Origin of the sequence: Pseudomonas sp. MWU13-3659, assembly GCF_023757525.1 — a bacterium.
GTDB classification, from domain to species: Bacteria; Pseudomonadota; Gammaproteobacteria; order Pseudomonadales; family Pseudomonadaceae; genus Aquipseudomonas; species Aquipseudomonas entomophila_E.
This window is the reverse complement of record NZ_JAMSHW010000006.1, coordinates 101070-125909: the sequence shown is the minus strand read 5'-3', so window position 1 is coordinate 125909 and position 24840 is coordinate 101070. Positions and strand designations below refer to the sequence as shown.

General features: G+C 65.8%; 24 protein-coding genes. 19 read left to right on the top strand and 5 right to left on the bottom strand.

The features are described from left to right. Window positions 1-134: 134 nt before the first annotated feature. Complete coding sequence (locus NGM28_RS10280; RefSeq protein WP_252090031.1) at window positions 135-3035, bottom strand: aminotransferase; 2901 nt, start codon at window positions 3033-3035, stop codon at window positions 135-137. A 266-nt stretch (window positions 3036-3301) separates the two neighbouring features. On the opposite strand from NGM28_RS10280, the gene NGM28_RS10275 reads away from it, so the two are divergent. The 13 genes from NGM28_RS10275 to NGM28_RS10215 all read left to right on the top strand — a co-directional run bounded on the left by NGM28_RS10275 (window position 3302) and on the right by NGM28_RS10215 (window position 15567). Further along, window positions 3302-4060 carry a WbqC family protein gene (locus NGM28_RS10275; RefSeq protein ID WP_252090030.1) on the top strand — a complete coding sequence of 253 codons (759 nt, stop codon included), beginning with the start codon at window positions 3302-3304 and terminating at the stop codon, window positions 4058-4060. Further along, window positions 4044-4766 carry a class I SAM-dependent methyltransferase gene (locus NGM28_RS10270; protein ID WP_252090028.1) on the top strand — a complete coding sequence of 241 codons (723 nt, stop codon included), beginning with the start codon at window positions 4044-4046 and terminating at the stop codon, window positions 4764-4766. Before NGM28_RS10275 ends, NGM28_RS10270 begins: the two co-directional genes overlap by 17 nt. Then, window positions 4766-5617, top strand: coding sequence for an NAD-dependent epimerase/dehydratase family protein (locus NGM28_RS10265; protein ID WP_252090026.1), 852 nt, complete (start codon window positions 4766-4768; stop codon window positions 5615-5617). Before NGM28_RS10270 ends, NGM28_RS10265 begins: the two co-directional genes overlap by 1 nt. Further along, window positions 5614-6591 carry an ATP-grasp domain-containing protein gene (locus NGM28_RS10260; RefSeq protein ID WP_252090025.1) on the top strand — a complete coding sequence of 326 codons (978 nt, stop codon included), beginning with the start codon at window positions 5614-5616 and terminating at the stop codon, window positions 6589-6591. Before NGM28_RS10265 ends, NGM28_RS10260 begins: the two co-directional genes overlap by 4 nt. Continuing rightward, window positions 6572-7291 carry a metallophosphoesterase family protein gene (locus NGM28_RS10255; protein WP_252090023.1) on the top strand — a complete coding sequence of 240 codons (720 nt, stop codon included), beginning with the start codon at window positions 6572-6574 and terminating at the stop codon, window positions 7289-7291. Before NGM28_RS10260 ends, NGM28_RS10255 begins: the two co-directional genes overlap by 20 nt. After that, the gene (gene rffA, locus NGM28_RS10250) at window positions 7288-8433 is read left to right on the top strand and encodes a dTDP-4-amino-4,6-dideoxygalactose transaminase (protein ID WP_252090021.1); all 1146 of its coding nucleotides are present in this window, start codon (window positions 7288-7290) and stop codon (window positions 8431-8433) included. Before NGM28_RS10255 ends, rffA begins: the two co-directional genes overlap by 4 nt. Window positions 8434-8495: 62 nt before the next feature. Further along, a complete protein-coding gene (gene rfbB, locus NGM28_RS10245; RefSeq protein ID WP_240063998.1) occupies window positions 8496-9581 on the top strand; it encodes a dTDP-glucose 4,6-dehydratase in 1086 nt (361 codons plus the stop codon). Next, the gene (gene rfbA, locus NGM28_RS10240) at window positions 9578-10453 is read left to right on the top strand and encodes a glucose-1-phosphate thymidylyltransferase RfbA (protein ID WP_240063999.1); all 876 of its coding nucleotides are present in this window, start codon (window positions 9578-9580) and stop codon (window positions 10451-10453) included. Before rfbB ends, rfbA begins: the two co-directional genes overlap by 4 nt. Beyond that, on the top strand, window positions 10450-10995 hold the full coding sequence (rfbC, locus tag NGM28_RS10235; RefSeq protein ID WP_240064000.1) for a dTDP-4-dehydrorhamnose 3,5-epimerase: 546 nt from the start codon (window positions 10450-10452) through the stop codon (window positions 10993-10995). Before rfbA ends, rfbC begins: the two co-directional genes overlap by 4 nt. After that, on the top strand, window positions 10992-11852 hold the full coding sequence (rfbD, locus tag NGM28_RS10230) for a dTDP-4-dehydrorhamnose reductase (protein WP_252090019.1): 861 nt from the start codon (window positions 10992-10994) through the stop codon (window positions 11850-11852). Before rfbC ends, rfbD begins: the two co-directional genes overlap by 4 nt. Before the next feature lie 39 nt (window positions 11853-11891). After that, window positions 11892-13706 carry a sensor histidine kinase gene (locus NGM28_RS10225; RefSeq protein ID WP_252090017.1) on the top strand — a complete coding sequence of 605 codons (1815 nt, stop codon included), beginning with the start codon at window positions 11892-11894 and terminating at the stop codon, window positions 13704-13706. Further along, entirely contained in the window at window positions 13703-15115 is a 1413-nt protein-coding gene (locus NGM28_RS10220; protein ID WP_252090015.1) for a sigma-54-dependent transcriptional regulator, read from the top strand. The genes NGM28_RS10225 and NGM28_RS10220 overlap by 4 nt, the downstream gene beginning before the upstream one ends. Beyond that, complete coding sequence (locus NGM28_RS10215; RefSeq protein WP_252090013.1) at window positions 15112-15567, top strand: YiiD C-terminal domain-containing protein; 456 nt, start codon at window positions 15112-15114, stop codon at window positions 15565-15567. The genes NGM28_RS10220 and NGM28_RS10215 overlap by 4 nt, the downstream gene beginning before the upstream one ends. Window positions 15568-15680: 113 nt before the next feature. On the opposite strand, the gene cysQ is transcribed toward NGM28_RS10215, so the two are convergent. Continuing rightward, the gene (gene cysQ, locus NGM28_RS10210; RefSeq protein ID WP_252090012.1) at window positions 15681-16514 is read right to left on the bottom strand and encodes a 3'(2'),5'-bisphosphate nucleotidase CysQ; all 834 of its coding nucleotides are present in this window, start codon (window positions 16512-16514) and stop codon (window positions 15681-15683) included. Continuing rightward, on the bottom strand, window positions 16511-17077 hold the full coding sequence (nudE, locus tag NGM28_RS10205; protein WP_213659158.1) for an ADP compounds hydrolase NudE: 567 nt from the start codon (window positions 17075-17077) through the stop codon (window positions 16511-16513). Before nudE ends, cysQ begins: the two co-directional genes overlap by 4 nt. Before the next feature lie 64 nt (window positions 17078-17141). Here nudE and yrfG point away from each other — a divergent pair, with 64 nt between their 5' ends. Next, window positions 17142-17804, top strand: coding sequence for a GMP/IMP nucleotidase (yrfG, locus tag NGM28_RS10200; protein ID WP_240064006.1), 663 nt, complete (start codon window positions 17142-17144; stop codon window positions 17802-17804). 110 nt (window positions 17805-17914) lie between these two features. On the opposite strand, the gene lysM is transcribed toward yrfG, so the two are convergent. Beyond that, window positions 17915-18355, bottom strand: coding sequence for a peptidoglycan-binding protein LysM (gene lysM, locus NGM28_RS10195; protein ID WP_252090010.1), 441 nt, complete (start codon window positions 18353-18355; stop codon window positions 17915-17917). 174 nt (window positions 18356-18529) lie between these two features. Here lysM and fdhD point away from each other — a divergent pair, with 174 nt between their 5' ends. From fdhD to NGM28_RS10170, 5 genes are all read left to right on the top strand, one after another. Continuing rightward, a complete protein-coding gene (gene fdhD / locus NGM28_RS10190; RefSeq protein ID WP_240064008.1) occupies window positions 18530-19357 on the top strand; it encodes a formate dehydrogenase accessory sulfurtransferase FdhD in 828 nt (275 codons plus the stop codon). A gap of 8 nt (window positions 19358-19365) precedes the next feature. Next, window positions 19366-21711, top strand: a complete 2346-nt coding sequence (locus NGM28_RS10185; RefSeq protein WP_252090008.1) for an FdhF/YdeP family oxidoreductase — start codon at window positions 19366-19368, stop codon at window positions 21709-21711. 347 nt (window positions 21712-22058) lie between these two features. Continuing rightward, window positions 22059-22538, top strand: a complete 480-nt coding sequence (locus NGM28_RS10180) for a YMGG-like glycine zipper-containing protein (RefSeq protein WP_125462220.1) — start codon at window positions 22059-22061, stop codon at window positions 22536-22538. A gap of 207 nt (window positions 22539-22745) precedes the next feature. Continuing rightward, window positions 22746-23549 carry a CheR family methyltransferase gene (locus NGM28_RS10175; protein ID WP_252090006.1) on the top strand — a complete coding sequence of 268 codons (804 nt, stop codon included), beginning with the start codon at window positions 22746-22748 and terminating at the stop codon, window positions 23547-23549. Window positions 23550-23667: 118 nt separating this feature from the next. Then, the gene (locus NGM28_RS10170) at window positions 23668-24321 is read left to right on the top strand and encodes a response regulator (protein WP_252090005.1); all 654 of its coding nucleotides are present in this window, start codon (window positions 23668-23670) and stop codon (window positions 24319-24321) included. Here the strand turns inward: NGM28_RS10170 and NGM28_RS10165 are convergent. Next, window positions 24311-24745 carry an acyl-CoA thioesterase gene (locus NGM28_RS10165; protein WP_213659151.1) on the bottom strand — a complete coding sequence of 145 codons (435 nt, stop codon included), beginning with the start codon at window positions 24743-24745 and terminating at the stop codon, window positions 24311-24313. The two genes, NGM28_RS10170 and NGM28_RS10165, sit on opposite strands and share 11 nt — an antisense overlap. Window positions 24746-24840: the final 95 nt, after the last annotated feature.

Below are 24840 nucleotides of genomic sequence, written 5' to 3'. Positions count from 1 at the left end.
GTGCCGCGAAAGGACCGCAAAGCGGTCCCGACTGCTTTATGACGAACACTTATATCCGATAAATATCGACTTTTAAAGCAAGCCAAGAGACCGTTTTTGCATAAGCCGTCATTTCAAATCGATAAGAATCGATTTTATAAGCCCTCACCCAAAATCCGCTCCACACTGTCGACAAAGTAGTCCACGCTCGCCCGCGTGGTGCACATCGGCGGCTTGATCTTGAGAATGTTCAGGTAGTCGCCAGTCGGCTGCATGAAGATCCCCAGCTCACGCAGGCGGTCGCACAGGATCATGGTCTCCTCGGTGGCCGGCTCCAGGGTCTGGCGATCACGCACCAGCTCCAGCCCCAGGTAGAAGCCCGAGCCATGGGCGGCACCGGCAAGCGGATAGTTGTCGACCAACGCCTCGAGGCGCGCCTTGAAGTGGCGCCCCACGTCACGGGCGTTGTCCCACAGCCCTTCGTCGCGCATCACATCCAGCACCGCCATGCCGATTCGGCAGCTGACCGGGCTGCCCCCTGCGGACGAGAAGAAGTAGCCCTCGGCCTCCAGCGCCTCGGCGATCTCCCGCCGGGTGATCACCGCACCCAGCGGCTGGCCGTTGCCCATGCCCTTGGCCATGGTGATGATGTCCGGCACCACGCCCTGCTCCTCGAAGCCCCAGAAGTACTCGCCCAGGCGCCCATAGCCGACCTGCACCTCGTCGGCGATGCACACCCCGCCGCGCTGACGAACCTTGGCGTAGGCCTCGCGCAGGTAGCCCGCTGGCAGCGAGATGCCCCCGGCGTTGCCATACACCGGCTCGCAGATCATGCCCGCCAGCTGGCGGCCACGGGCATCCAGGTCGGCCAGCTTCGCGTCGACATCGCGCAGGTAGTCGGCGGCACTGTCGGCCCCCCGGAAGCGACCGCGGAAGGTGTTCGGCGCCTCCACCGGGTGCACCCAGTCCGGCCGGGTCTCCAGGGCTTGTGGGTTGTCGGCGATGGACGTGGAGATGGCGTCGGTGGCCACCGACCAACCGTGATAGGCCTCGAGCACGCTGAGCAGGTCGCGCCCGCCGCTGTAGGCCCAGGCCAGGCGGATCGCCAGGTCGTTGGCCTCTGTGCCACTGTTGACCAGGAACACCCGGTCGAAACCTTCCGGCGCCACGTCCAGCAAGCGCTCGGAGAACTCGGCAATGGCGGCGTAGTGGAAGCGCGAGTTGGTGTTGACCAGCGACCACTGGCGCGCCGACTCGGCGACCATGCGCGGGTGGCCATGGCCCAGTACGGCGACGTTGTTGAGCATGTCCAGGTACGAGCGGCCCTGCATGTCGATCAGGTAGTTGCGCCAGCCACGTTCGATATGCGGCGGCTGGGCGTAGTAGTGCTTCTGCGAACGGGCGAAGCTGGCGTCACGCCGGGCCAGCAATGCCTGCGGGTCGGCCAGCGGCTCGGCGTCGCAGTCGAAGCCCAGCAACGCGCGCGGCGAGGGGCACAGGACCAGCCAGGCCTCGGCGTGGGAGGGTTTGGCGAAGAACGGCGGTTGCGCCTCACCCGCCAGGCACAACTGCACGCTGAGGAATCCACAGGTGGCACCCAGCACCTGGCCTTTCTCCAACACCTGGCCATCCGCCGGCGCCTCCTCCAGGCCGTTGAGCCACAGTTGCCACTGCGCGGTTCGCAGGCAGCCTCGGTTATCGCCGCTGCGCTGCCAGACACCCGCCTCGGGGGCCTGCAGCACGGTGCCAGGGAACAGGTTGAGCTCCACCCCCAATGCACAGGTGGCAGGCTCATCTGGTCGGTCAATATGGGTCTGCGACAGTCGGTACTGGCCGTGCAAGCTGCTGGAAGGCACCGGCTGCGCGGCCAGCACACGCGGGTCGAACCCCGGCAGCTCCCAATTGCCGAACTCGCAGTGCGGGCTGAGGACGCCGAGGTCGACACGGTTGACCACCTGCCCCGCCAACGCGGGCACCAGTGCCAGGCTCGCGCTGAAGTCGGGCACCTGCGGCCTTCTGCCTGCCGCTTGCAGGATCGCGGCTTCCATCAACGCCATGGGGAGCGCGCAGGCGGTCTCGAAGATTTCCCACTCATGGGCGATGTTGTCGAGCACGTACTGGTTGCCCGGGTCGACGGCCAGTTGCTGCTCGCTGCTGAGCACCAGCACCGCCGCGCGATTGAGCACCAGGGGCCACAGCGCACGCAGTTCGGCATCCTCGAGCGGATTCACTGCCTGATAGGCGGCAATCGCCGGGAGGATGCGCAACGGGTCGCCTTCGGCGTGATGCAGCAGTGCCGCGCAGGTAACCGACAGGTCGGCGATGCGCCAGGTGCGGCAGAGGTCGCCGAAGTCGATGACCCCTTGCAGTTGCCATTGCCGCGCATCGTCACGACGCCAGACCGTGTTGTCATCGGTGATGTCCAGGTGCACAGCCTGGCTCGGCAAAAGACCGACCAGCGGTTGCAACCGCTCGGCCGCTTGACGGGTGACCCGCTCGACCTGCTGGCGCCGCCCGCCTGACTCAAGGGTCGGCAACAGGTGTTCGATCAGGGCCTGGGCATGCCGAGGATCCCACTGCAAGGTGCGCTCCAGCCCTGGATGGTCAAAGTTGACCAGGGCCTGGTCGACCCGGGCACAGAGCGCGCCCAATTCAGCCACCAGCCGTGCTGGCAGGTGCTTGAAGCGGGTCAGCGGCTGGCCTTCGATGTAGTCGAGCAGCCGGGCGCGCAATGGCTGGCCCTGGATTTCCAGCGCCAGCAGGGTGTCGCCGGAAACTGCCGGCCGCACGGTCGGGACGGGGATGCCTTCGTTGCGCAGGAACGCCAACGCCGCGTGCTGCGCCTGCAACTCCGCCTCGGCGTAACTGCCATGGCAGACCTTGAACACGAAGCGGCCCTGGTCACTGTCCAGCCAGAAGTTCACGTCCTGCTGGCTACCGAGGGGCACCAACGCGCCATGCAGGCCGTAATAGGCCTGCACAGCCTGTAGGGCCTGCGCTTCGCAAACCACGGGACGGGACTGGCTGGAGCGGTGGAGCAGGGTGTGCAACGGCATGCTGTAAACCTCGGCCTCTTTTTTGCTTATATCGCCATTACCACTGCCCGGAAGCAAGAGGGACGATCCGGCCCGCCAGGCGACCAGACTCCGGTATCGCCCAGCAAAACCACGGCGCAGAGCGCCCCGCATCGCCCCCAGGCCAACAGGAAGCAACCCAATATGTCCGACGATCAGCTGGCTATTCCCCGGCGCCTTGACGCCGACTCCAGGCCAAACGCCCCATTCGCGTCAGAAGTACGTCGCGCCTGCATGGGAGTGCGCCCATGAAACGGGTCGCCATCCTGCAGTCGAACTACATCCCCTGGAAGGGCTATTTCGACCTGATCGCCGCCGTGGACGAATTCATCCTCTACGACGACATGCAGTACACCAAGAATGACTGGCGCAACCGCAACCAGATCAAGACCCCCAAGGGCGTCGAGTGGCTGACGGTGCCTGCCGGCCAGGATATCGACCGGCGTATTCGCGATGTCGAGCTGCGCGACAGCCGTTGGCAGGTCAAGCACTGGAAAACCCTGGAAGCCAACTACGCCAAGGCCCCTTGCTTTGCCGAAATCACCCGCTGGCTCAAGCCCCTGTACCTGGAACAGGTGCATGACAACCTCAGCGCGCTCAACCATGCCTTGCTGCAGGCGGTCTGCGACTATCTTGGCATCACCACGCGCATCAGCCGCTCCTGGGACTACCAGCTCGGCGAAGGCAAGACCGAACGCCTGGTCGACCTGTGCCGGCAGGCCGGCGCCAGCGAATACCTGTCCGGCCCGGCAGCGCGTGACTACCTCGATGAACGCCTGTTCGACGCCGAAGGTATCGCCGTCACCTGGTTCGACTACCGCGGCTACCCCGAGTACCCGCAGCTGTGGGGCGCATTCGCCCACGGCGTGACCATCCTCGACCTGCTGTTCAACTGCGGCCGGGAAGCCCCGCGCTTCATGCGGCACGTGCTCCCGCCCGCTTCCGCATCCACCGCGCCAGAGCGCGCCGAAACCGACCTGCGAGCCCACCATGACCAACACGCTTGATAGCTACATCGGCGCCTACAGCGATCGCTTCGGCTACGCCTTCGACAACGACATCATCCTCAACTGGTACCCCCAGCGGATCATGCAGCTGTGCCAGGCGCAGGACTCGATCCTCGAGCTGGGCGTCGGCCATGGCTTCTCCACCAACCGCTTCTCGCAGTTCTTCGCCTCGCACACCGTTATCGACGGCTCGGCCTCGGTCATCGCGCAGTTCCGCGAGCAGTTCCCCGACAGCCCCGTGGACATCGTCGAGGGCTATTTCGAGCACTTCGACAGCTCGCGCACCTTCGACCTGATCGTCATGGGCTTCGTCCTCGAGCACGTGGACGATCCGCAGACCGTGCTGCAGCGCTTCCGCCGCTTCCTGGCACCGGGTGGGCGCCTGTTCGTGCTGGTGCCCAACGGCGAGTCGCTGCACCGCCGCTTCGGCCATGCCGCCGGCCTGCTGGGGAACATGATGAGCCTCGGCCAGGGTGACCTGGAACTGGGCCACCAGCGTGTCTATTCGCTGGACAGCCTGACCCGCGAGCTGACCGACGCCGGCTACCAGGTCACCCGCAAGGAGGGCGTGTTCCTCAAGCCGTTCATGACCTCGCAACTGCTCAAGCTCGAACTGAGCGAGCAGATCACCGGCGCCATGTGCACCGTCGGTATCGACTACCCGGAGCTCAGCTGCGCGCTGATGCTCGAAGCGACGGCCAACTGATGCGCAGCCTGGTGATCGGCAGCACCTCGACCCTTGGCCAGGCCCTGGGCCAGGCTTTGACGCAGTTGGGCGAGGTGCGCTTCGCCGGGCGCCGCGAGGCGGACATACCGTTCGACCTGAGCGATTGGCAGGCACCTGCGCACGTCAGCGAACGCTTCGACCTGGTCGTGCTGGCCGCCGCCGATTTTGGCGGCCCCGGCGCGGACGACCTGGTGCGCGCCGAGCTGGTCAACAGCGTCGGCACCCTCGCCGCCTGCCGCCTGGCCCAACACTGTGGGGCGCGCCAGGTGATCCTGCTGTCGTCGTTGTCGGCGCTGTACCAGCCAGGCGATCGCTACTACGGCGCCTACAGCCTGTCCAAGCGCCACGCCGAGGAGGTCGCGGCGCTGTTCTGCACTCAACAGGGCCTGGAGCTGACCGTGCTGCGGCTGTCACAGGTGTATGACAGCCAAGCCCGTTGCCGACGCCACCAACCGCTGCTGTACGCCATCGCCGACAACGCCCGCGCGGGCCAGGTCCAACCGTTCTACGGCACGCTCGACGCCCGGCGCAACTACCTGCACCTCGACGACCTGGGTGAAATCTGCACCCGCGTCGCGGCACAGCACGCCAGCGGCACCTTCACCTGCGCCCACCCCGAGGACCTGCGCCTGTCGCAGATCGCCCAAACGGCTTTCGAGGTGTACGCCACACCTGAGCGGATCAGCTTCGACGCCAGCAAGCCGGACCTGCCGGACCTGCCCATGGCCAATGGCTGCGAAGCGCTCTTCCAACGCATCGGCTACTGGCCGACCATCGATCTGCACACCGGCCTTACCCGGTTCAAGGAACATCAGGAGAAACACCGATGAGCACCATCCTGGTCACCGGCGTCGGCGCGATCATGGGCTACGGGCTGCTCAAGTCGCTGCGTGCCGCCGCCCCCGACGCCATATTGGTGGGCACCGACATCTACGCCGACGCGGTCGGCCAGGCCTGGTGCGATCACTTCCTGCAAGCACCGCTGACCGCCGCGCCGGAGTACGCAACCTGGCTGCTGGATGTGATCGAACGCTTTCAGGTCGATCTGCTGATCCCAGGCATCGAACAGGATGTGCACTGGCTCGACGCGCACCGTGTCCTGCTCGCCGACAGCCGCTGCCGCGTCGCACTCAACGACGCCCAGTTGATCGAACTGACCCGCGACAAATACGCCATGGACCAGGCCCTGCTGGCGGTCGAGGACAACAGCCGCATCCCCAGCCACCTGGCCGGCGACTTTGCCTCGCTGAGCGCCGAGCTCGGCCTGCCGTTCCTGCTCAAGCCCCGCCGCAGCTACGCCTCCAAAGGCCTGGTGTGGGTGCGCGAGGAGCGTGACTTCACACCCTGGGCGCCCTTGCTGGGCGAGGTGCTGATGGCCCAGCCGATCATCGGCAGCGCCAACCAGGAATACACCGTGGCCGTGTTCGGCGATGGCAAAGGCGCAGCCTGCGCCTCGATCACCTTCCAGCGCAGCCTGGCTTCGGACGGTTCCACCGCCAAGGCCTGGGTACGCCACGAACCGACCCTGGACACCGTGGTAGCCCGCCTGTGCCGCCACTTCAAGCCGGTCGGCCCGACCAACCTGCAGTTCCGTCGCGCGGTGGACGGTACCTGGAAACTGCTGGAGATCAACCCTCGCATCTCCTCCACCAGTTCCATCCGCACCGCGTTCGGCTACAACGAGGCGGCCATGTGCCTGGCTTGGTACCTGGAGGGCGAAACGCCCACGCAACCGGCCATTCGCCCGGGCTTCGCCGTGCGCTACATCGAGGACTACGTGGTTCATGATCGGGATCATTTCTGATATCCACGGCAACCATGCAGCGTTGTCCGCCGTACTCGCCGAGCTCGACCGGCTGGGCGTGGACGAAATCATCTGCCTGGGCGACACCGCCGGCTACTACAGCGAGATCAACGCCTGCTGCGACGCCCTGCGCGCCCGTGGCATCTTCTCGCTGCTGGGCAACCACGATGCCTACATCGCCCGCCGTGAGCCCTGCCCGCGCTCGAACAGCGCCAACGCTTGCCTCGACTACCAGCACAGGGTGATCAGCGCGGCGAACCGCGCCTGGCTCGAAAGCCTGCCCGAACGCGCCAGCCTGCATGGCCTGGAGCTGATCCACGGCGGCTGGAACGACCCGCTCGATGAATACCTCGAGCCCTCGGACGCCTATTTCGCCGATCGCCCGGGGCGCTTCTTCGCCTCCGGGCACAGCCATGTGCAGTACCTCTGGCACGGCAACGGCAAGACCTGGTGCAACCCCGGCTCCGTGGGCCAACCGCGCGACGGCGACCCGCGCGCGGCGTTCGCCACCTGGGACGGCCAGGCCTTCACCCTGCATCGCATTGCCTACGACATCGAAGCCGCCCAGCGCGCCATGGCCCAGGCCGGCTTCACCGACTACTTCTACGACAACCTTGCCAAGGGCACCCAGATCGGCGGCCGCATCAGTGCGATCCGCAGCGACCAGGCGCCCCCCGCCCCCGCAGGAAACCACCCATGAGCCTCGACCAGATCCCCTTCAATCGCCCGCACATGACCGGCAAGGAGTTCCACTACATCGCCGAGGCCAACTTCGGCCACATGCTCGCCGGTGACGGCCCGTTCACCAAGCGTTGCCATACCTGGCTCGAAGAGCGCACCGGCTGCGGCAAGGCCCTGCTGACCCACTCCTGCACCGCGGCGCTGGAAATGTCCGCGCTGCTGCTCGACCTGCAGCCGGGCGATGAAGTGATCATGCCGTCCTACACCTTCGTCTCCACAGCCAACGCCTTTGTCCTGCGCGGTGCGATACCGGTGTTCGTCGATATTCGCGAGGACACCCTCAACCTCGACGAAACGCTGATCGAGGCAGCGATCACCCCGCGTACCAAGGCCATCGCCGTGGTCCACTACGCCGGCGTTGCGTGCGAGATGGACACCATCATGGCCATTGCCCGCAAGTATGGCCTGCGGGTCGTCGAGGACGCCGCCCAAGGCGTGATGTCGAGCTACAAGGGCCAAGCCCTGGGCGGCATCGGCGACCTAGGGGCGTTCAGCTTCCATGAAACCAAGAACGTGATTTCCGGCGAAGGTGGCGCGTTGCTGGTCAACGACCCGGAGCTGGTGCTGCGCGCCGAGATCATCCGCGAGAAAGGCACCGACCGCAGTCGCTTCTTCCGTGGCCAGGTGGACAAGTACACCTGGCAGGAGGTGGGTTCCTCGTTCCTGCCGGGCGAACTGATCGCCGCCTTCCTCTGGGCCCAGCTGCAGGAAGCCCGTACCATCACCGACCAGCGCCTGGCCAGCTGGTACCACTATCACGACACCCTGGCCGAGCTCGAGGCCCAAGGCCTGCTGCGACGCCCGATCGTGCCCGCCGACTGCCAGCACAACGCGCACATGTACCATGTGCTGCTGGCGCCGGGCGTGGACCGCCAGGCGGTGATCAAGGCCCTGCGCGCCGAAGAGATCTACGCCGTGTTCCACTACGTGCCGCTACACTCGTCGCCAGCAGGCGAGCGCTACGGCCGCGTGCACGGTGCGATGCAGCAGACCGACAGCCTGTCCGAGCGCTTGGTGCGCCTGCCCTTGTGGTGCGGGCTCAAGCCTGCCCAGCAGGACCGTGTGGTCGACAGCCTCGGCCGGGCGCTGAAGCGCCGTTGAGCCCGGCCGACGGCAGCACCACGCCACACCTCTTAAATCGACTAGCTGCAGGGACAAAACACATGCGCATTCTCGTCACTGGCGGCGCCGGCTTCATAGGGTCGGCACTGGTCCGCCACCTGATCGACAACACCGAGCACGAAGTACTCAACCTCGACAAGCTGACCTACGCAGGCAACCTGGAATCGCTGCAAGGCATCGCCAGCAACAGCCGCTATGAGTTCGTCCAGGCCGACATCGCCGACCAGCCCACGGTGAGCGCCCTGCTCGAGCGCTTCCAGCCGCAGGCCATCATGCACCTGGCCGCCGAGTCCCATGTCGACCGCTCCATCGACGGCCCGGCCGCGTTCATCCACACCAACATCGTCGGCACCTATGCCCTGCTGGAGGCCACCCGCGCCTGGTGGACCCGCCTGCCCGCCGACGCTCGCGCGGCGTTCCGCTTCCACCATATCTCCACCGACGAGGTGTACGGCGACCTGCACGGCGCCGACGACCTGTTCACCGAAACCACCCCGTATGCGCCGAGCTCGCCCTACTCGGCCAGCAAGGCCGCCTCGGACCACCTGGTGCGCGCCTGGCAGCGCACCTATGGCCTGCCGGTGCTGATCACCAACTGCTCGAACAACTACGGCCCGTACCACTTCCCCGAGAAGCTGATCCCGCTGATGATCCTCAACGCCCTGGCCGGCAAGCCGCTGCCCGTCTATGGCAACGGCCAGCAGGTACGCGACTGGCTGTATGTCGAGGACCACGCCCGCGCCCTGCTGACGGTGGTGACCACCGGCAAGGTCGGTGAAACCTACAACATCGGCGGCCACAACGAGCAGAAGAACCTCGACGTGGTGCACACCCTCTGCGACCTGCTCGAAGAGCTGGCGCCCGAGCGCCGCCCGGCCGGCGTGGCCCGCTACAAAGACCTGATTACCTTCGTCCAGGACCGCCCCGGCCACGACCTGCGCTACGCCATCGACGCCAGCAAGATCGAACACGAGCTAGGCTGGAAACCGGATGAAACTTTCTTCACAGGGCTGCGCAAGACCGTCCAGTGGTACCTCGCTAACCTAGACTGGTGCAAACACGTTCAGGATGGCAGCTACCAGGGCGAGCGTCTGGGCAACTCCGACTTCAAGGACCTGATCGCATGACTAAAGGTATTGTCCTGGCCGGTGGATCCGGCACCCGCCTGCACCCGATCACCCTCGGTGTGTCGAAGCAACTGTTGCCGATCTACGACAAACCGATGATCTACTACCCGATCTCGGTGCTGATGCTGGCCGGGATCCGCGACATCCTGCTGATCTCGACGCCCCGTGACCTGCCGCAGTACCGCCAGCTGTTCGGCGACGGCAGCCAGTTCGGCATCAACATCAGCTATGCCGAGCAGCCCTCGCCCGACGGCCTGGCCCAGGCGTTCCTGATCGGCGAGCAATTCATCGGCGACGATTCGGTGTGCCTGATCCTCGGTGACAATATCTTCCACGGCCAAGGCTTCAGCGAGCAGTTGCAGCGGGCGGTCAACCACGCCTCGGGGGCCACCGTGTTCGGCTATTGGGTCAAGGACCCGGAACGTTTCGGCGTGGTCGAGTACGACGCGCAAGGCCGTGCGCTGTCGATCGAAGAGAAGCCCGCGCAGCCGAAGTCCAGCTACGCCGTGACCGGCCTGTACTTCTACGACAACGACGTGGTGAAGATCGCCAAGGATATTCGCCCCTCCGCCCGTGGCGAACTGGAGATCACCGACGTCAACAATGCTTACCTCCAGCGTGGCGACCTGCGCGTCGAACGCTTCGGCCGCGGCTTTGCCTGGCTCGATACCGGGACCCACGAAAGCCTGCTGGAAGCGGCGCAGTACGTGCAGACCATCGAGAATCGCCAGGGCCTTAAAGTGGCCTGCCTCGAGGAAATCGCCTTCCAGAAGGGATGGATCGGCCGCGACAGCCTTCTGGCCAAGGCAGCGGAGTTGAAAAAGACAGGATACGGCCAGTATTTGCAAAAGTTGGCTGAAGAGACCCCATGAACATCGTCAAGACTGCGATACCTGAAGTCCTGATCATCGAGCCCAAAGTGTTCGGTGATGACCGTGGCTTCTTCTTCGAAAGCTTCAACGCCCGCGAATTCGCCGAAAAGGCCGGCTTCGAGGCGGGCTTCGTGCAAGACAACCACTCGCGCTCGCAACGTGGCGTGCTGCGCGGCCTGCATTACCAGATCGACAACCCTCAGGGGAAACTGGTACGGGTGGTGCAGGGCGAAGTGCTCGACGTGGCGGTGGATATCCGCCGCAGCTCGAAGACCTTCGGCAAATGGGTCGCCACGCGCCTGTGCGCCAAGGGCCACACGCAGTTCTGGATCCCGCCGGGGTTTGCCCATGGGTTTCTGGTACTGAGCGAAACGGCCGACTTCCTGTACAAGACGACCGACTACTACAACCCCAAGGCCGAGCGCTGCATCCGTTGGGATGACCCTGAGCTGGGGATCGAGTGGGGCCTCGAGGCGCCGCCCATCCTGTCGGCCAAGGACCAGGCCGGTGCCTTCCTGCACGAAGCCGAGCTGTTCCCATGAAGATCCTCGTCTGTGGCCACAATGGCCAGGTCGCCCAGGCCCTGCAGGGCGCGCTGGACGGCCGGGGCGAGGTGCTGTCGTTCGGCCGCGACCGGCTCGACCTCGCCCGGCCGGAGGCCTTGCGCGAACCGCTGCGCCAGCTCAAACCCGACCTGATCATCAACGCCGCCGCCCACACGGCGGTCGACCAGGCCGAAAGCGAAGCGCAGCTGGCCTTCGCCATCAACGCCGAAGCCCCGCGGGTGCTCGCCGAAGAGGCCACGCGCCTTGGCGTGCCGCTGATCCACTATTCCACCGACTATGTGTTCGATGGCACCAAGGCCACGCCTTACACGGAAGATGACGTGACCAACCCCCTGGGTGTCTACGGCAGCAGCAAACTGGCGGGCGAACAGGCGATTACCGAAGTGGCTGGCCAGCACCTGATCCTGCGCACCAGCTGGGTCTACTCACTGCATGGGCGCAACTTCCTGCTGACCATGCAAAAGCTGTTGCAAGAGCGGCCACAGTTGAAGGTGGTGGACGACCAGATCGGCGCGCCCACCTGGGCCGCCACCATCGCCGCCAGCACCCGTGCGCTGGTCGAGCGTTGGCAGCAAGGCCAGGCCGGTGCCTGGGGCGCCTACCACCTGACCGCCCAGGGCGAGACCTCCTGGTTCGGCTTCGCCCAGGCCATCGGCGAACAGCTCAAGGCACGGGGCCTGCCCTGCGCCGAGCTGCTGCCGATCCCCTCCAGCGAGTACCCGACGCCGGCCAAGCGTCCGCTCAACTCGCGCCTGGACTGCTCGCGTCTGGCCCGGGAATGGCAGGTCAGCCAGCCGCATTGGCATGAAGCGCTGATCGACTGCCTGAAGTAGCGCATAATTGCGCCAGACTTTTCTGGCGCAATGATCGCGATGATTCCAAGACCCACGCCTCCACGCCGCCCCCGCTGGCGCAGCCTGGCGCTGCTGGCCCTGTGCCTGGCGCCACTGCTGTGGCCGCTGCACCACCTCGCCGAACGCTACTACCAGGACGAACTGGCCTCGCAGAACCGCCAGACCCTCGACCTCTACGTGGCCAACCTGCTCGGCACCTTGCACCGCTACGAGACCCTGCCGCAGATCCTCGGCGACCTGCCGGCCCTGCGTGGCGTGCTGGCCGACCCGTTCAAGCTCGAGGCGGTGACCAACGCCAACCGCCTGCTCAAGGACATCACCCACCAGACCGGCGCCGAAGTGATGTACCTGATGGACGTCAGCGGCAACACCCTGGCCGCCTCCAACTGGGACAAACCGGACAGCTTCCTCGGCCGCAACTTCTCCTTCCGCCCCTACTTCATCGAGGCAATGGAAGGCCACCTCGGGCGCTTCTTCGGCCAGGGCACCACATCGGCCAAGCGCGGCTACTTCTTCGCCGCGGCGGTGCACGACCGCGAGCGGGTGATCGGCGTGCTGGTGGTCAAGGTCGACCTCGACCACACCGAAACCCTCTGGGGCCGCACCCCGGAACAGTTGCTGCTGACCGACCAGAACGGCGTGGTGGTGCTGACCTCCCGCCCGGACTGGCGCTTCCGCGCCACCCGCGAGCTGACCGAAACCGAGCGCCAGGCGATCATCGCCATCCAGCCCTACCCGACCCAGGCCCCTCAGCCATTGACGCTCGACCAGGCCGCCTGGCTGATCCAGACCCGCGACATCAAGGAGACCGGCTGGCAGGTCAGCATCCTCGCGCCGCGCACGCTGGTCGACCGCTCGGTACAGACCGTCATGGCCATCGGCGGCGCCGCGCTGCTGGTGGCCATGCTCCTGGCGGGCCTGGTGATGCAACGCCGCCGCCACTACATCGACCGCATCGACTTCGAGGCCCGTGCCCGCCAGGAACTGGAAAAGCGCGTGATCGAACGCACCGCCGACCTCGAAGGCCTCAACACCCGGCTGAAAAGCGCGGTGCTGGAGCGCGAGAACACCCAGCAGGAGCTGGTGCGCGCCCAGGACGAACTGGTCCAGGCCGGCAAGCTGTCGGTGCTGGGCACCATGTCGGCAAGCATCAGCCACGAACTCAACCAGCCGCTGGCGGCGATCCGCAGCTACGCCGAAAACGCCGAGATCCTCCTCGACCATCAACGTTCCGAGGACGTGCGCGGCAACCTCAAGCTGATCGGTGAACTGACCGGCCGCATGGCCTCGATCATCGCCCACCTGCGCGCGTTCGCCCGCCGCGACCGCCACGCCCCGGAAAGCGTGGCCCTGCAACCGGCGCTGGACGATGCCCTGGCGCTGCTGGCCAAGCGCCGCCGGGCCATGGCCGTGGAGCTGGTGCGTGACCTGCCGGAGGCCACCCTGTGGGTGCAGGCGGGCGAAACACGCCTGCGCCAGGTACTGGGCAACCTGCTGGCCAACGCCCTCGACGCCCTGACCGAGAAAGCCAACCCACGCAAGCTCTGGCTGAGTGCCGAACGGCGGGACGACTGCGTCTACCTGTACATCCGCGACAACGGCCCCGGCTTCAGCCGCCAGGCACTGGAACATGCCAAGGAGCCGTTCTTCACCACCAAGACCCGTACTCAGGGCCTGGGGCTGGGGCTGGCCATCTGCGAAAGCCTGATGCGCGCCCTGGGCGGCGAACTGCTGCTGGCCAACCACCCGGAAGGCGGCGCCCTGCTGACCCTGCAACTGCGCGTGGCCAAGCCCGGCGCCAACCTGCAATCTTCGGAGGACACCTCGGCATGACCACCGAGACACTGATCGACAGCCGTGCCCAGGTGATCCTGGTCGATGACGACCCGCACCTGCGCCAGGCCCTGAGCCAGACCCTCGACCTGGCCGGGCTCAAGGTCGTGCCACTGGCCGATGCCCAAGGCCTGGCCGCACGCATCGAGGCCGACTGGCCGGGTGTGGTGGTCAGCGATATCCGCATGCCCGGCATCGATGGCCTGCAACTGCTGGAACAACTGCACGCCCGCGACAGCGAGCTGCCGGTGCTGCTGATCACCGGTCACGGCGACGTGCCGCTGGCGGTGCAGGCCATGCGCGCCGGCGCCTACGACTTCCTCGAGAAGCCCTTCGCCACCGACGCCCTGCTCGACAGCGTGCGCCGCGCCCTGGCCCTGCGCCGCCTGGTGCTGGACAACCGCAGCCTGCGCCTGGCGTTGAGCGATCGCCAGCAACTGGCCACGCGCCTGGTTGGCCAGTCGGCCGGGATGCAGCGCCTGCGCGAGCAGATCGGCGCCCTCGCCGGGACCCGGGCCGACGTACTGATCCTCGGTGAGACCGGCGCCGGTAAGGAGGTGGTCGCTCGCGCACTGCATGATCTCTCGAGCCGCCGCGACGGGCCGTTCGTGGCGATCAACGCTGGCGCCCTGGCCGAGTCGGTGGTCGAGAGCGAGCTGTTCGGCCACGAGCCCGGTGCCTTCACCGGCGCGCAGAAGCGCCGTATCGGCAAGTTCGAGTTCGCCAATGGCGGCACCCTGTTCCTCGATGAGATCGAGAGCATGAGCCTGGACGTGCAGGTCAAGCTGCTGCGCCTGCTGCAGGAGCGCGTGGTCGAGCGCCTGGGCGGCAACCAGTTGATCCCGCTGGATATCCGCATCATCGCCGCGACCAAGGAAGACCTGCGCCAGGCCGCCGACCAGGGGCGCTTCCGCGCCGACCTTTACTACCGCCTGAATGTCGCGCCGCTGCGGATTCCAGCCCTGCGTGAACGGGGCGACGACATCCTCGTCCTGTTCCAGCATTTCGCCGATGCCGCCAGCGAGCGTCATGGCCTGCCGCCGCACACCCTGCAACCGGCCCAGCGCGCCCTGCTGCTGCGCCACGACTGGCCGGGCAACGTGCGCGAGCTGCAGAACGCCGCCGAACGCTTTGCCCTCGGTCTGGAACTGGCCCTGGATGGCCAGGCGCCCGCCAGCCCCCATGATGTTCAAGGCCCCGTGTCGACCGGCAACCTCAGCGAGCAGGTCGAACATTTCGAACGTTCGCTGATCGCCGCCGAACTGTCCCAGCCCCACGGTTCGATGCGCAGCCTCGCCGAAGCCCTCGGTATCCCGCGCAAGACCTTGCACGACAAGTTGCGCAAGCACGGCCTGAGCTTCGATGGCGGTAGCGGCGCGCACGACGACCAGGAGGACAACCGTCAATGAACACCGATAGCCAGTACCTGCAGGCCGTGCTGCACGGCGACATCCCGTTGACCTGCGAAATGGGCATGGAAGTCATTGACTGGCAGGATCACTGCCTGCGCCTGAAGCTACCGCTGGCGCCCAACGTCAACCACAAGAGCACCATGTTCGGCGGCAGCCTGTACTGCGGCGCGGTACTTGCGGGTTGGGGCTGGTTGCACCTGCGTTTGCGTGCGCTGGGGATCGATGACGGGCATATCGTCATTCAGGAAGGGCAGATCAGCTATCCGCTGCCGGTCACTGGCACGGCGATAGCGAGCTGCCCGGCAGCGGACGAGAAGACCTGGGAGCGGTTCCTGGCGATGTACCAGCGCCGAGGGCGGGCGCGGCTGACGCTGGAGACGGTGGTGTGCAACGAGGGTAGCGCCGAGCCTGCGGTGAAGTTCAGCGGGCAGTACGTGCTGCATCGCTGAAGCCTTGGGGCTGCTGCGCAACCCATCGCGGGTAAACCCGCTCCTACAGGGATACCGCTGAACCTGTAGGAGCGGGTTTACCCGCGATGGGCCGCAAAGCGGCCCCGACGCGTTCAATCGTTGATCACGCTGGCCAACCGGACAAGCGCCGCACGCCACTCGGCAGCACGAGGCAACGCCAGGAAAAACGGATTGAGCAGCGATTCCCGCGCCGGATACCTGAACGCCAACCCGTCCAGCCCGATCACCTCGCCCCCGGCGCCTTCGAGCACGCCTTGCGCAGCTGCCGTATCCCACTGAGAAGTCGGCGCCAGCCGCGGATAGCAGTCGGCACTCCCCTCAGCCAGCAGGCAGAACTTCAATGAACTGCCAATATTGGCCAGCTCCAGCTCACCCACCGCCCCACTCAACCCGGCCAGCAGTGCCTCCTGCTGCGGGCTGGTATGACGACGGCTGGCGACGACCGTGAAGTTCGTCCCCGCTGGCGGCACGTCACGCACCTGGATCGGCTGCGCGGCACCATCACGCTCGACGCGCCAGGCCCCCAGCTCGCGCCCACCGAAGTAGCAGCGCCCGTTGGTCGGCATCGCCACCACCCCGAACACCACCTCGCCACGTTCGATCAGCGCGATGTTGACGGTGAATTCCTCGCTGCCGGCAATGAACTCCTTGGTGCCGTCCAGCGGGTCGACCAGCCACCAGCGCTGCCAGGCGGCACGCGTCTCAAGCGCAATGTCGCAATCTTCCTCGGAAAGCACTGGGATCTGTGGCGCCAATGCCTGCAGGCCCTCGGCGATAACCCGATGAGCGGCCAGGTCGGCAGCCGTGACCGGCGAATCGTCGGCCTTGTTGGTCACGGCGACACCCGCACGCCAGAACGGCAGGGTCGCCTCCCCCGCTGCAAGGGCGAGGGTCACCACGTCCTGCATCAACTGCCGATCGTTCATACGCTCAACACCCCGCGCTGGATCAGCAGGTCACGGGCCAGGTACAGCGCCGCCAACGCGCGACCTTCGGTGAACTGCGGGTGCATGGCCAGGGCCGAGAGCTCACGCAGGTTGACCTTGTCGACACGCATGGGCTCAGGCTCGTCGCCCTCCAGGCGCTCTTCGTACAGGTCCGTGGCCAACACCACCTGGATCTTCTGGCTCATGTAGCCGGGCGACAGTGACAGCTCGGTCAGGTGCTCCAGCTGGCGCGCGCCGAAACCGGCCTCTTCCTTGAGCTCCCGGTCAGCGGCGGCCAGCACGTCCTCGCCAGGCTCGATCAGGCCCTTGGGTAGCGAGAGTTCGTATTCGTCGGTACCACCGCAGTATTCCTCGACCAGCACCGCATGCTCGGCGTCGAGCATGGCCACGACCATCACCGCGCCATAGCCGTTGCCGCGGCCGACCAGGCGCTCGTAGGTACGCTCGGTACCGTTGGAGAAGCGCAACTGCACGGCTTCGACCCGGAACAGGCGGCTGCTGGCGACGATTTCGCGGCTGAGGACAGTGGGTTTCTGGCGCATGGTGCGGCTCCTTGGCGTGAACGGGTTACTATACCGTGGCTTGCCGACCGATCGAGAGTTTCCCATGCCCGTTCTTCCCTGGTCCGCCATCGATACCGTCCTGCTGGACATGGACGGTACCCTGCTCGACCTGCATTACGACAACCGCTTCTGGCTGGAGCACCTGCCCCAGCGCTATGCCGAACTGCATGGCGTGAGCCGGGCCATGGCCGAGCTTGAGCTGCGCCCCTTGTTCGAGCAGCATGCCGGCACGCTCAACTGGTATTGCCTGGATTTCTGGAGCCGCGAGCTGCGCCTGCCGATCCGTGAGTTAAAGCAGGAGATCGCCGACCTCATCGCCCTGAAACCCGATGCCGACACCTTTCTCGCAGCCGTGCGCAAGGCGGGCAAGCGGGTGGTGATGATCACCAATGCGCACCGGGACTCACTGTCACTGAAGCTGGAACGGGTGGAACTGGCGCCGTATTTCGAACGGCTGATCAGCTCGCATGATTATGGGTACCCGAAGGAGAGCCCGCAGTTCTGGGATGCCTTGCAAGCGGATATCGGCTTTGAACCGGCGCGCAGCCTGTTCATCGACGATACCCTGGCGATCCTGCGCAGCGCCCGGCAGTTCGGAGTGGGGCACCTGCTGGCGGTGCGCCAGCCGGATAGCCGGGCTGAACCACGGGACACCCAGGAGTTTGCGGCGGTCGAGGATTACCGGGCATTGCTGGAAGGGCTGTAACGGCCCATTCACCCTGTGGGAGCGGCTTCAGCCGCGATCACCCGCGAAGCGGGTGCCGGGCACCGTGATGCCCGCATCGCGGCTGAAGCCGCTCCTACAGGCGACCCCCTTCAGTCTGGAATACGCAGCACCTGCCCCGGATAAATCTTGTCCGGGTGCTTGAGCATCGGTTTGTTCGCCTCGAAGATCTTGTTGTACTTGTTGGCGTCGCCATACACCCTCTTGGAGATAGCGCTGAGGGTATCGCCCTTTTCTACCGTGACGAACTTCGCCGCCTGGGTAATCGGCCCGGTCACGGTGATCTGGTCATCCACCGAGGCCACGCCAGCGATATTGCCGGCGGCCAGGATGATCTTCTCCTTCTCCTCCTGGCTGCTCACCTCACCCTTGAGGATGACCTTGTCACCCTCTACTGTGGCCGAGATGTTCGGGTTGCCCAGGCCGACTTCCTGGACGTGCTTCTTCAACTGTTCTTCGGCATTGGCATTGCCCGGCGTCAGCAGGTCGATCAACTTCTCGCCGGCTTCCTTCACGAAACTGAACAGGCTCATGTGGCGCTCCTTTGATGGTGAATCCATGGAAGCAGCAGTCTAGGCCAGGATCGCCCACCTCGCCCCCCTGCGACCGATCGACGCGCTCTATCACGGCATAGACGCTAGCGATTAGACGGCACTTTCCCACCAGCCTAGGCTTGTGGGGTCAAACTGCCGCCGGTATTCGCTCGAATGAACAGCAAGCCCCCGGTCTGCGCGGCCTCCACGCCTTTGGCCCTACCCGCCGCCAGCAACACCTACGACTATGTCCAGCTCTCCGATGCCGCGCATGACAGCACGCCGCTGGCCGAGGAAGTGGCCCTGGCCATCGTCTACAACGGCCTGAACCAGGCGGTGATGCTGGTCAGCCCCACCGACCTGGAAGACTTCGCCGTGGGTTTCAGCGTGGGCAGCGGCATCGTCGCCGGTACCGATGAAATCTATGACGTGAAGCTGTCCGGCAGCGGTTCGGCGTTGTATGCCGACCTGGAAATTTCCAGCCGCGCCTTCTGGAACCTGAAGAACCAGCGCCGCCAACTGGCCGGCACCAGCGGTTGCGGCCTGTGCGGCGTCGAGGCCCTGGAGCAGGCGCTGCCCGAGCTCGACGTGCTGCCCGGCGCGCCCCTGCCGCCCGCGCACTGGCTCAAGGACCTGCGCCAGCGCATCGATGCGTTTCAGCCGTTAGGCCAGCACTGCGGCGCGGTGCACGCGGCACTGTTCATGGACCACGACGGCGAGCTGCTGCTGGGCCGCGAGGACATCGGCCGGCACAACGCCCTGGACAAGCTGATCGGTGCCTTGCTGCGCCAACGCATCGACACCACGGGCGGCCTGGCCATCGTCACCAGCCGCTGCAGCCTGGAACTGATCCAGAAAGTCCTGCGCGCCGGCATCCAGACCCTGGTCAGCCTCTCTGCGCCCACAGGCCTTGCCCTGCAATGGGCGCGCAAGCACAACCTCAACCTCATCCATCTGCCCAAACACAGCGCACCGCGGGTGTTCAGCCCAGCGGCGGAGTAGCAACAGCCGTGACCTCCTACGAAAAACTGCCAGACAACGCCCCCGCCTCTACCCCCCGCTACAAACCCTACCCCGGCCCTGCCGGCGGCTGGGGCGCGCTGCGCAGCGTGGCCAAGGCCTGGGTGGGCAGCGACAACGCCCTGAAGAACATCCGCGCCCTGCTCAAGACCAACCAGAACGGCGGCTTCGACTGCCCCGGCTGCGCCTGGGGCGACTCGCCCGAAAGCGGCATGGTCAAGTTCTGCGAGAACGGCGCCAAGGCGGTCAACTGGGAAGCCACCAAGCGCCGTGTCGACGCGGCATTCTTCGCCCGCTACAGCGTCAGCGCGCTGCTTGAGCAGAGCGACTACTGGCTCGAGTACCAGGGCCGCCTGACCGAGCCGATGGTCTACGACCCGACCACCGACCGCTACCAGCCGATCGACTGGGATGCCGCCTTCGCCCTGATCGCCCGACACCTGAACAACCTGGCCAGCCCGGACCAGGCCGAGTTCTATACCTCCGGCCGGGCCAGCAACGAAGCGGCCTACCTGTACCAGCTGTTCGTGCGCGCCTACGGCACCAACAATTTTCCCGATTGCTCGAACATGTGCCACGAGGCCAGCGGCGTAGCCCTAGGGCAGAGCGTGGGAGTGGGCAAGGGCACGGTCACCTACGACGACTTCGAGCACGCCGATGCGATCTTCGTCTGGGGCCAGAACCCCGGCACCAACCACCCGCGCATGCTCGACCCGCTGCGCGACGCAGTAAAGCGTGGCGCCCAGGTGGTCTGCGTCAACCCGCTCAAGGAACGCGGCCTGGAGCGCTTCCAGCACCCGCAGAATCCACTGGAGATGCTGACCAACACCGACCGCCCGACCAACACCGCATTCTTCCGCCCAGCCCTGGGCGGCGACATGGCGCTGCTGCGCGGCATGGCCAAGTTCCTGCTGCAATGGGAGCGCGAAGCCCACGCAAACGGCGAACCGCCGATCTTCGACCACGCCTTCATCGCCGAACACGGCCATGGCGTGGACGATTACCTGGCAGTGGTCGAGGCCACACCATGGGAGCAGATCCAGGCGCAATCGGGCCTGACCCTGGCCGACATCGAGCTGTCGGCGCGCATGTACTGCAAGGGCAAGCGGGTGATCATGTGCTGGGCCATGGGCATCACCCAGCATCGCCATTCGGTGCCGACCATCCAGGAAATCGTCAACCTGATGCTGCTGCGCGGCAACCTGGGCGTGCCGGGCGCCGGCCTATGCCCGGTGCGCGGTCATAGCAACGTGCAGGGCGACCGCACCATGGGCATCAACGAACGCCCGCCGGTGTTCCTGCTCGACGCCCTGGAGAAGCGCTTCGGTTTCCCGGTGCCGCGCCACAACGGGCACAACACCGTCGAGGCGATACACGCCATGCTCGACGGCCGGGCCAAGGTGTTCATCGGGCTGGGCGGCAACTTCGCCCAGGCCACGCCGGACACCGAGCGCACCGCGCAGGCGCTGCGCAACTGCGAACTGACCGTACATATCAGCACCAAGCTCAACCGCAGCCACCTGGTCCACGGCAAGCAGGCACTGATCCTGCCGTGCCTGGGCCGCACCGACATCGACCTGCAGGGTGAAGGCCCGCAGGCGGTGACTGTGGAGGACTCGTTCAGCATGGTCCACGCCTCCAACGGCCAGCTCAAGCCGCTGTCCAGGCAGATGCGCTCGGAGCCGGCGGTGGTCGCCGGCATCGCCGCCGCCACCCTGGGCAAGCAGCCGGTGGACTGGCACTGGCTGGTGGCCGACTACGACCGCATCCGCGACCTGATCGCCGACACCATTCCGGGCTTTGCCGACTTCAACCAGCGCCTGAGCCTGCCCGGCGGCTTCTACCTGGGCAACAGCGCCGGCAGTCGCCAGTGGAAGACCGCCAGCGGCCGCGCCAACTTCAAGGCCAACCTGCTGCCCGACAGCCTGCTCGACGAACGTGTGCGCGCCAGCGGCCAGGTGCCGGACCTGATCATGCAGTCAATGCGCTCGCACGATCAGTACAACACCACCATCTACGGCATGGACGACCGTTACCGCGGCGTGCGCGGCCAGCGCGACGTACTGTTCGTCAACGAGGCGGACATCATCCGCCTGGGCTTCCAGCCGGGGCAGAAGGTCGACATCGTGTCGCTGTGGGGGGATGAGCATGTGCGCCGGGTGCAGGGTTTCACCTTGCTGGCGTTCGACATTCCCGCCGGCCAGGCGGCGGCGTACTATCCGGAAGTGAACCCGTTGGTGCCGCTGGAAAGCATCGGCGATGGCAGCCACACGCCAACATCGAAGTTCATCGCCATCAAGTTGGAACGCGCGCGGGACAACGGTCGAATCATCTGAGCCGTGTGCCGCCCCTCCTGTAGGAGCGGCCTTGTGCCGCGAAAGGGCCGCAACGCGGCCCCGGCGAACATTGCGTGAACACTTAAACCCTGGGGCTGCTGCGCAGCCCTTTCGCGGCACAAGGCCGCTCCTACAGAGCCCTGATCGACACCCACAAAAAAGCCCTGCTCCGCAACGGATCAGGGCTTCGTCATAAATAGCTCAGACCACCGAAATTCGAGAAAGTTTCATACATAATTCAATAACTTAGAGAATTGTGTACAACTCGTGCTACTCGTCGGATTTCAATTGCCACGCGCCTCGCCGAGCCTCAAATTCCGCTTCGTCATCCCTCTGAGGCTCTCTTGATGAAGAAGTACTCCTCGATTCTGTTGTTGTCTTTCAGCTTGCTCAGCGGCGTTGCCATGGCAGGCGGCACCACCGAGGCCGGCATTGGCGGCGCATTGGGTGGGGTACTGGGCTCCGTGGTGGGCAACTCCATCGGTGGTAGCACCGGCGGCGCCATTGGTGCGGGCTTGGGCGGCGCGGCCGGCGGTGCCCTGGGTGCCGACAAGCGCCAACGTGGTGAAGCGGCCATCGGCGGCGCACTGGGCGCGGCCGGCGGCAACGTGGTGGGTCGCTCCATGGGCGGCACCACCGGCAGCTATATCGGCGCGGCAGCCGGTGGTGGCGCCGGTGGCGCACTGGGCAACTACATGGGCAACAAGGCCGACGAAGACGAGCGCCACGACTCGCGCCGCTACCGTCGTGACTACGACGACCGTCGCTACTACGACCGTGGCCACCACTACGGCCACCGCAAGCACAAGCGTCACTGGCGCGACTGATCGCCAGGCGTAAGCTTGTCACCTAAGGCCCTGCCCTAACCGGCAGGGCTTTTTCGTTTGCGCGCACAGCAGGGGATTAAGGGCGCCCCCGATATGGAGGCCAGTAGCCACTAGTTATCATCCCCTCCACCAACTCCAGACAGGACGCAGGGAATGCGCGCGATCATCACGGCCATCCGTTCATCCAAGGCCAAGGGAGCCTGAAGGATGCCGCGCCCGCCACTGCTCAGCGAAGACAACTTTGCGCGCATTCGCCAGCGGGTCGAGCAAGCTACCGGCGTGTACTTGGCCAACGACCGCCGAGCCGTGGTCGCGGCGCGCCTGCACAAGCGCCTGAAAGCCCATCGCCTGAGCGACTTCGATCAATACCTCACGCTGCTCGACCAACAGCAGGACGCGCTGGAGCACGATCAGCTGCTGCGTCTGCTGGTCGCTCGCGACAGCTACTTCTTCCGTGAGCACCGCCATTTCGAATGGCTGGCCCGCTGGCTGCCCGCTCTTGGCCACCCCGCACGCCTCTGGAGCGCCGCCTGCGCCACTGGCGAAGAAGCCTGGAGCCTGGCCATGGTCGCAGCCGAGCACGCCCGGCTGCCCGGCTGGCAAGTGCTGGCCAGCGACTTCGACACGCAACGCCTGGAACATGCCAGCGCCGGTATCTACGACATTGCCCAGGCCCGCTACTTTCCCGAAGGCTGGTTGACCCGCCACTGCCTGTGCGGCATCGGCGAGATGGCCGGCCGCCTGCGCATCGCGCCCGCCTTGCGCGAGCGGATGCGCTTCGAAGCGATCAATTTGATCCGGCCACTGCCCGAACACCTGGGCCGTTTCGACGTCATCCTCCTGCGCAACCTGCTGTCGAGCCTGGCGCCACGCCACAGAGGTGGCATGCTCCGGCAAGTACTGGCGCACCTGCGTCCCGGCGGCCTGCTGATGATCGGCCACAGCGAGAGCATCCACGAACTGGACCTGCCCCTGCGCCCGTTACTGCCATCGGTATTCAAGCGCCTATGATGAGAGGCACTGCCGCGCCCATCGGCAGACAAGGACTGATCGCGCTACCGCGCGGCAGTGCGCTTTCGGATCGAGCAGGCCTGCCGCCCCCCTTCCCTTGCGAAACAGGCCCTTATCCATGCCTTGCCGAATCCTGCTTGCCGACGACTCGCCCCTCTTCCGCGCCGGCCTGCGCGCCCTGCTGGAGCAGAAGAAAGACTTCGCCGTGGTGGGCGACACCGGCGACGCCATGACCGCCGTGAGCCTGGCGGAAAAGCTCAAGCCAGACATCGTGGTACTCGACATGAGCGGCGAGCTGGACAGCCAGCAGGCCCTGCAGGAGTTGTTCATCCGCGCCCCGGCCAGCCGTGTGCTGATGTTCTCGGCGCGCTCGCAACTGGAGCATGTGCTCAATTGCCTGCAACTCGGCGCCCACGGTTTCCTGCTCAAGAACGCCACGGTGGCGGAGCTGGAGCAGGCCTTGCTGACGCTGCGCAGTGGCGGTCAGTTTTTGTCGTCGGCGGTGCTGCCAATGGTCATCGGCCAAGCCCTCCGGCACAGCCGAAAGCGCACCTCGGCACCGCCCCAGGTACCCCTGACCAAGCGCCAGCTGGAGATCCTGCGCTTGATCACCCGCGGCGAGACCACCCGCTCCATCGCCGACGGCCTGGGCCTGAGCATCAAGACCGTCGAGGCGCACCGCTCGCAGATCATGCACCGCCTGCAGATCCACGACGTGCCCGGGCTGGTGTTGTTCGCCGTGCGCGAGGGGATCATCCGCGTCAACGATTGAGCGACAACCCCGCGAGGATCAGTTGCAGCGTCTCCGGCAGCGCCGCTGGCCGCCCGGAGGCACGCTCGACGAACACCTGCACCAGCGAGCCGGCCGCGCAGGCCTCGACCTCGCCCGGGCGGAACAGTGCCAGGCGGAATTCCACCGTGCTGCCGGCCAGGCGGGTCACGCCCAAGCCCACTTCGAGTACATCCGGGAAACCCGGAAGGGCGAAGAAGTCCGCGCTCGAGCTCACCACGAAGCCGGCCAGTTCGCCGTCGCGCAGGTCCAGCTCGGCCTGCTCGACGAGGAAGGCCTGGATGGCGGTTTCGAAGAACGCATGCACGGTGGAGCCGGCGAGGTGGCCGTTGTGGTCGTTGTCCTGAGGGCGGGTGAGGATGGGGTGGAAGTGGGAGAAGGCAGAACGCTGAGGAGATTCAGTCATGGGACACCCTGAGTTTTCTTCTAATTACCAGCGAAGCTTCCCACAGAGATCTGGGAACGCCTATAGTCGCAATCAACAATAGATTGCATATGATG

Excerpts from the sequence above, each read along its gene's own strand:
- NGM28_RS10280 (WP_252090031.1), bottom strand. The coding sequence starts at position 3,035 with ATGCCGTTGCACACCCTGCTCCACCGCTCCAGCCAGTCCCGTCCCGTG.
- NGM28_RS10275 (WP_252090030.1), top strand. The coding sequence starts at position 3,302 with ATGAAACGGGTCGCCATCCTGCAGTCGAACTACATCCCCTGGAAGGGC.
- NGM28_RS10270 (WP_252090028.1), top strand. The coding sequence starts at position 4,044 with ATGACCAACACGCTTGATAGCTACATCGGCGCCTACAGCGATCGCTTC.
- NGM28_RS10265 (WP_252090026.1), top strand. The coding sequence starts at position 4,766 with ATGCGCAGCCTGGTGATCGGCAGCACCTCGACCCTTGGCCAGGCCCTG.
- NGM28_RS10260 (WP_252090025.1), top strand. The coding sequence starts at position 5,614 with ATGAGCACCATCCTGGTCACCGGCGTCGGCGCGATCATGGGCTACGGG.
- NGM28_RS10255 (WP_252090023.1), top strand. The coding sequence starts at position 6,572 with ATGATCGGGATCATTTCTGATATCCACGGCAACCATGCAGCGTTGTCC.
- rffA (WP_252090021.1), top strand. The coding sequence starts at position 7,288 with ATGAGCCTCGACCAGATCCCCTTCAATCGCCCGCACATGACCGGCAAG.
- rfbB (WP_240063998.1), top strand. The coding sequence starts at position 8,496 with ATGCGCATTCTCGTCACTGGCGGCGCCGGCTTCATAGGGTCGGCACTG.
- rfbA (WP_240063999.1), top strand. The coding sequence starts at position 9,578 with ATGACTAAAGGTATTGTCCTGGCCGGTGGATCCGGCACCCGCCTGCAC.
- rfbC (WP_240064000.1), top strand. The coding sequence starts at position 10,450 with ATGAACATCGTCAAGACTGCGATACCTGAAGTCCTGATCATCGAGCCC.
- rfbD (WP_252090019.1), top strand. The coding sequence starts at position 10,992 with ATGAAGATCCTCGTCTGTGGCCACAATGGCCAGGTCGCCCAGGCCCTG.
- NGM28_RS10225 (WP_252090017.1), top strand. The coding sequence starts at position 11,892 with ATGATTCCAAGACCCACGCCTCCACGCCGCCCCCGCTGGCGCAGCCTG.
- NGM28_RS10220 (WP_252090015.1), top strand. The coding sequence starts at position 13,703 with ATGACCACCGAGACACTGATCGACAGCCGTGCCCAGGTGATCCTGGTC.
- NGM28_RS10215 (WP_252090013.1), top strand. The coding sequence starts at position 15,112 with ATGAACACCGATAGCCAGTACCTGCAGGCCGTGCTGCACGGCGACATC.
- cysQ (WP_252090012.1), bottom strand. The coding sequence starts at position 16,514 with ATGAACGATCGGCAGTTGATGCAGGACGTGGTGACCCTCGCCCTTGCA.
- nudE (WP_213659158.1), bottom strand. The coding sequence starts at position 17,077 with ATGCGCCAGAAACCCACTGTCCTCAGCCGCGAAATCGTCGCCAGCAGC.
- yrfG (WP_240064006.1), top strand. The coding sequence starts at position 17,142 with ATGCCCGTTCTTCCCTGGTCCGCCATCGATACCGTCCTGCTGGACATG.
- lysM (WP_252090010.1), bottom strand. The coding sequence starts at position 18,355 with ATGAGCCTGTTCAGTTTCGTGAAGGAAGCCGGCGAGAAGTTGATCGAC.
- fdhD (WP_240064008.1), top strand. The coding sequence starts at position 18,530 with ATGAACAGCAAGCCCCCGGTCTGCGCGGCCTCCACGCCTTTGGCCCTA.
- NGM28_RS10180 (WP_125462220.1), top strand. The coding sequence starts at position 22,059 with ATGAAGAAGTACTCCTCGATTCTGTTGTTGTCTTTCAGCTTGCTCAGC.
- NGM28_RS10175 (WP_252090006.1), top strand. The coding sequence starts at position 22,746 with ATGCCGCGCCCGCCACTGCTCAGCGAAGACAACTTTGCGCGCATTCGC.
- NGM28_RS10170 (WP_252090005.1), top strand. The coding sequence starts at position 23,668 with ATGCCTTGCCGAATCCTGCTTGCCGACGACTCGCCCCTCTTCCGCGCC.
- NGM28_RS10165 (WP_213659151.1), bottom strand. The coding sequence starts at position 24,745 with ATGACTGAATCTCCTCAGCGTTCTGCCTTCTCCCACTTCCACCCCATC.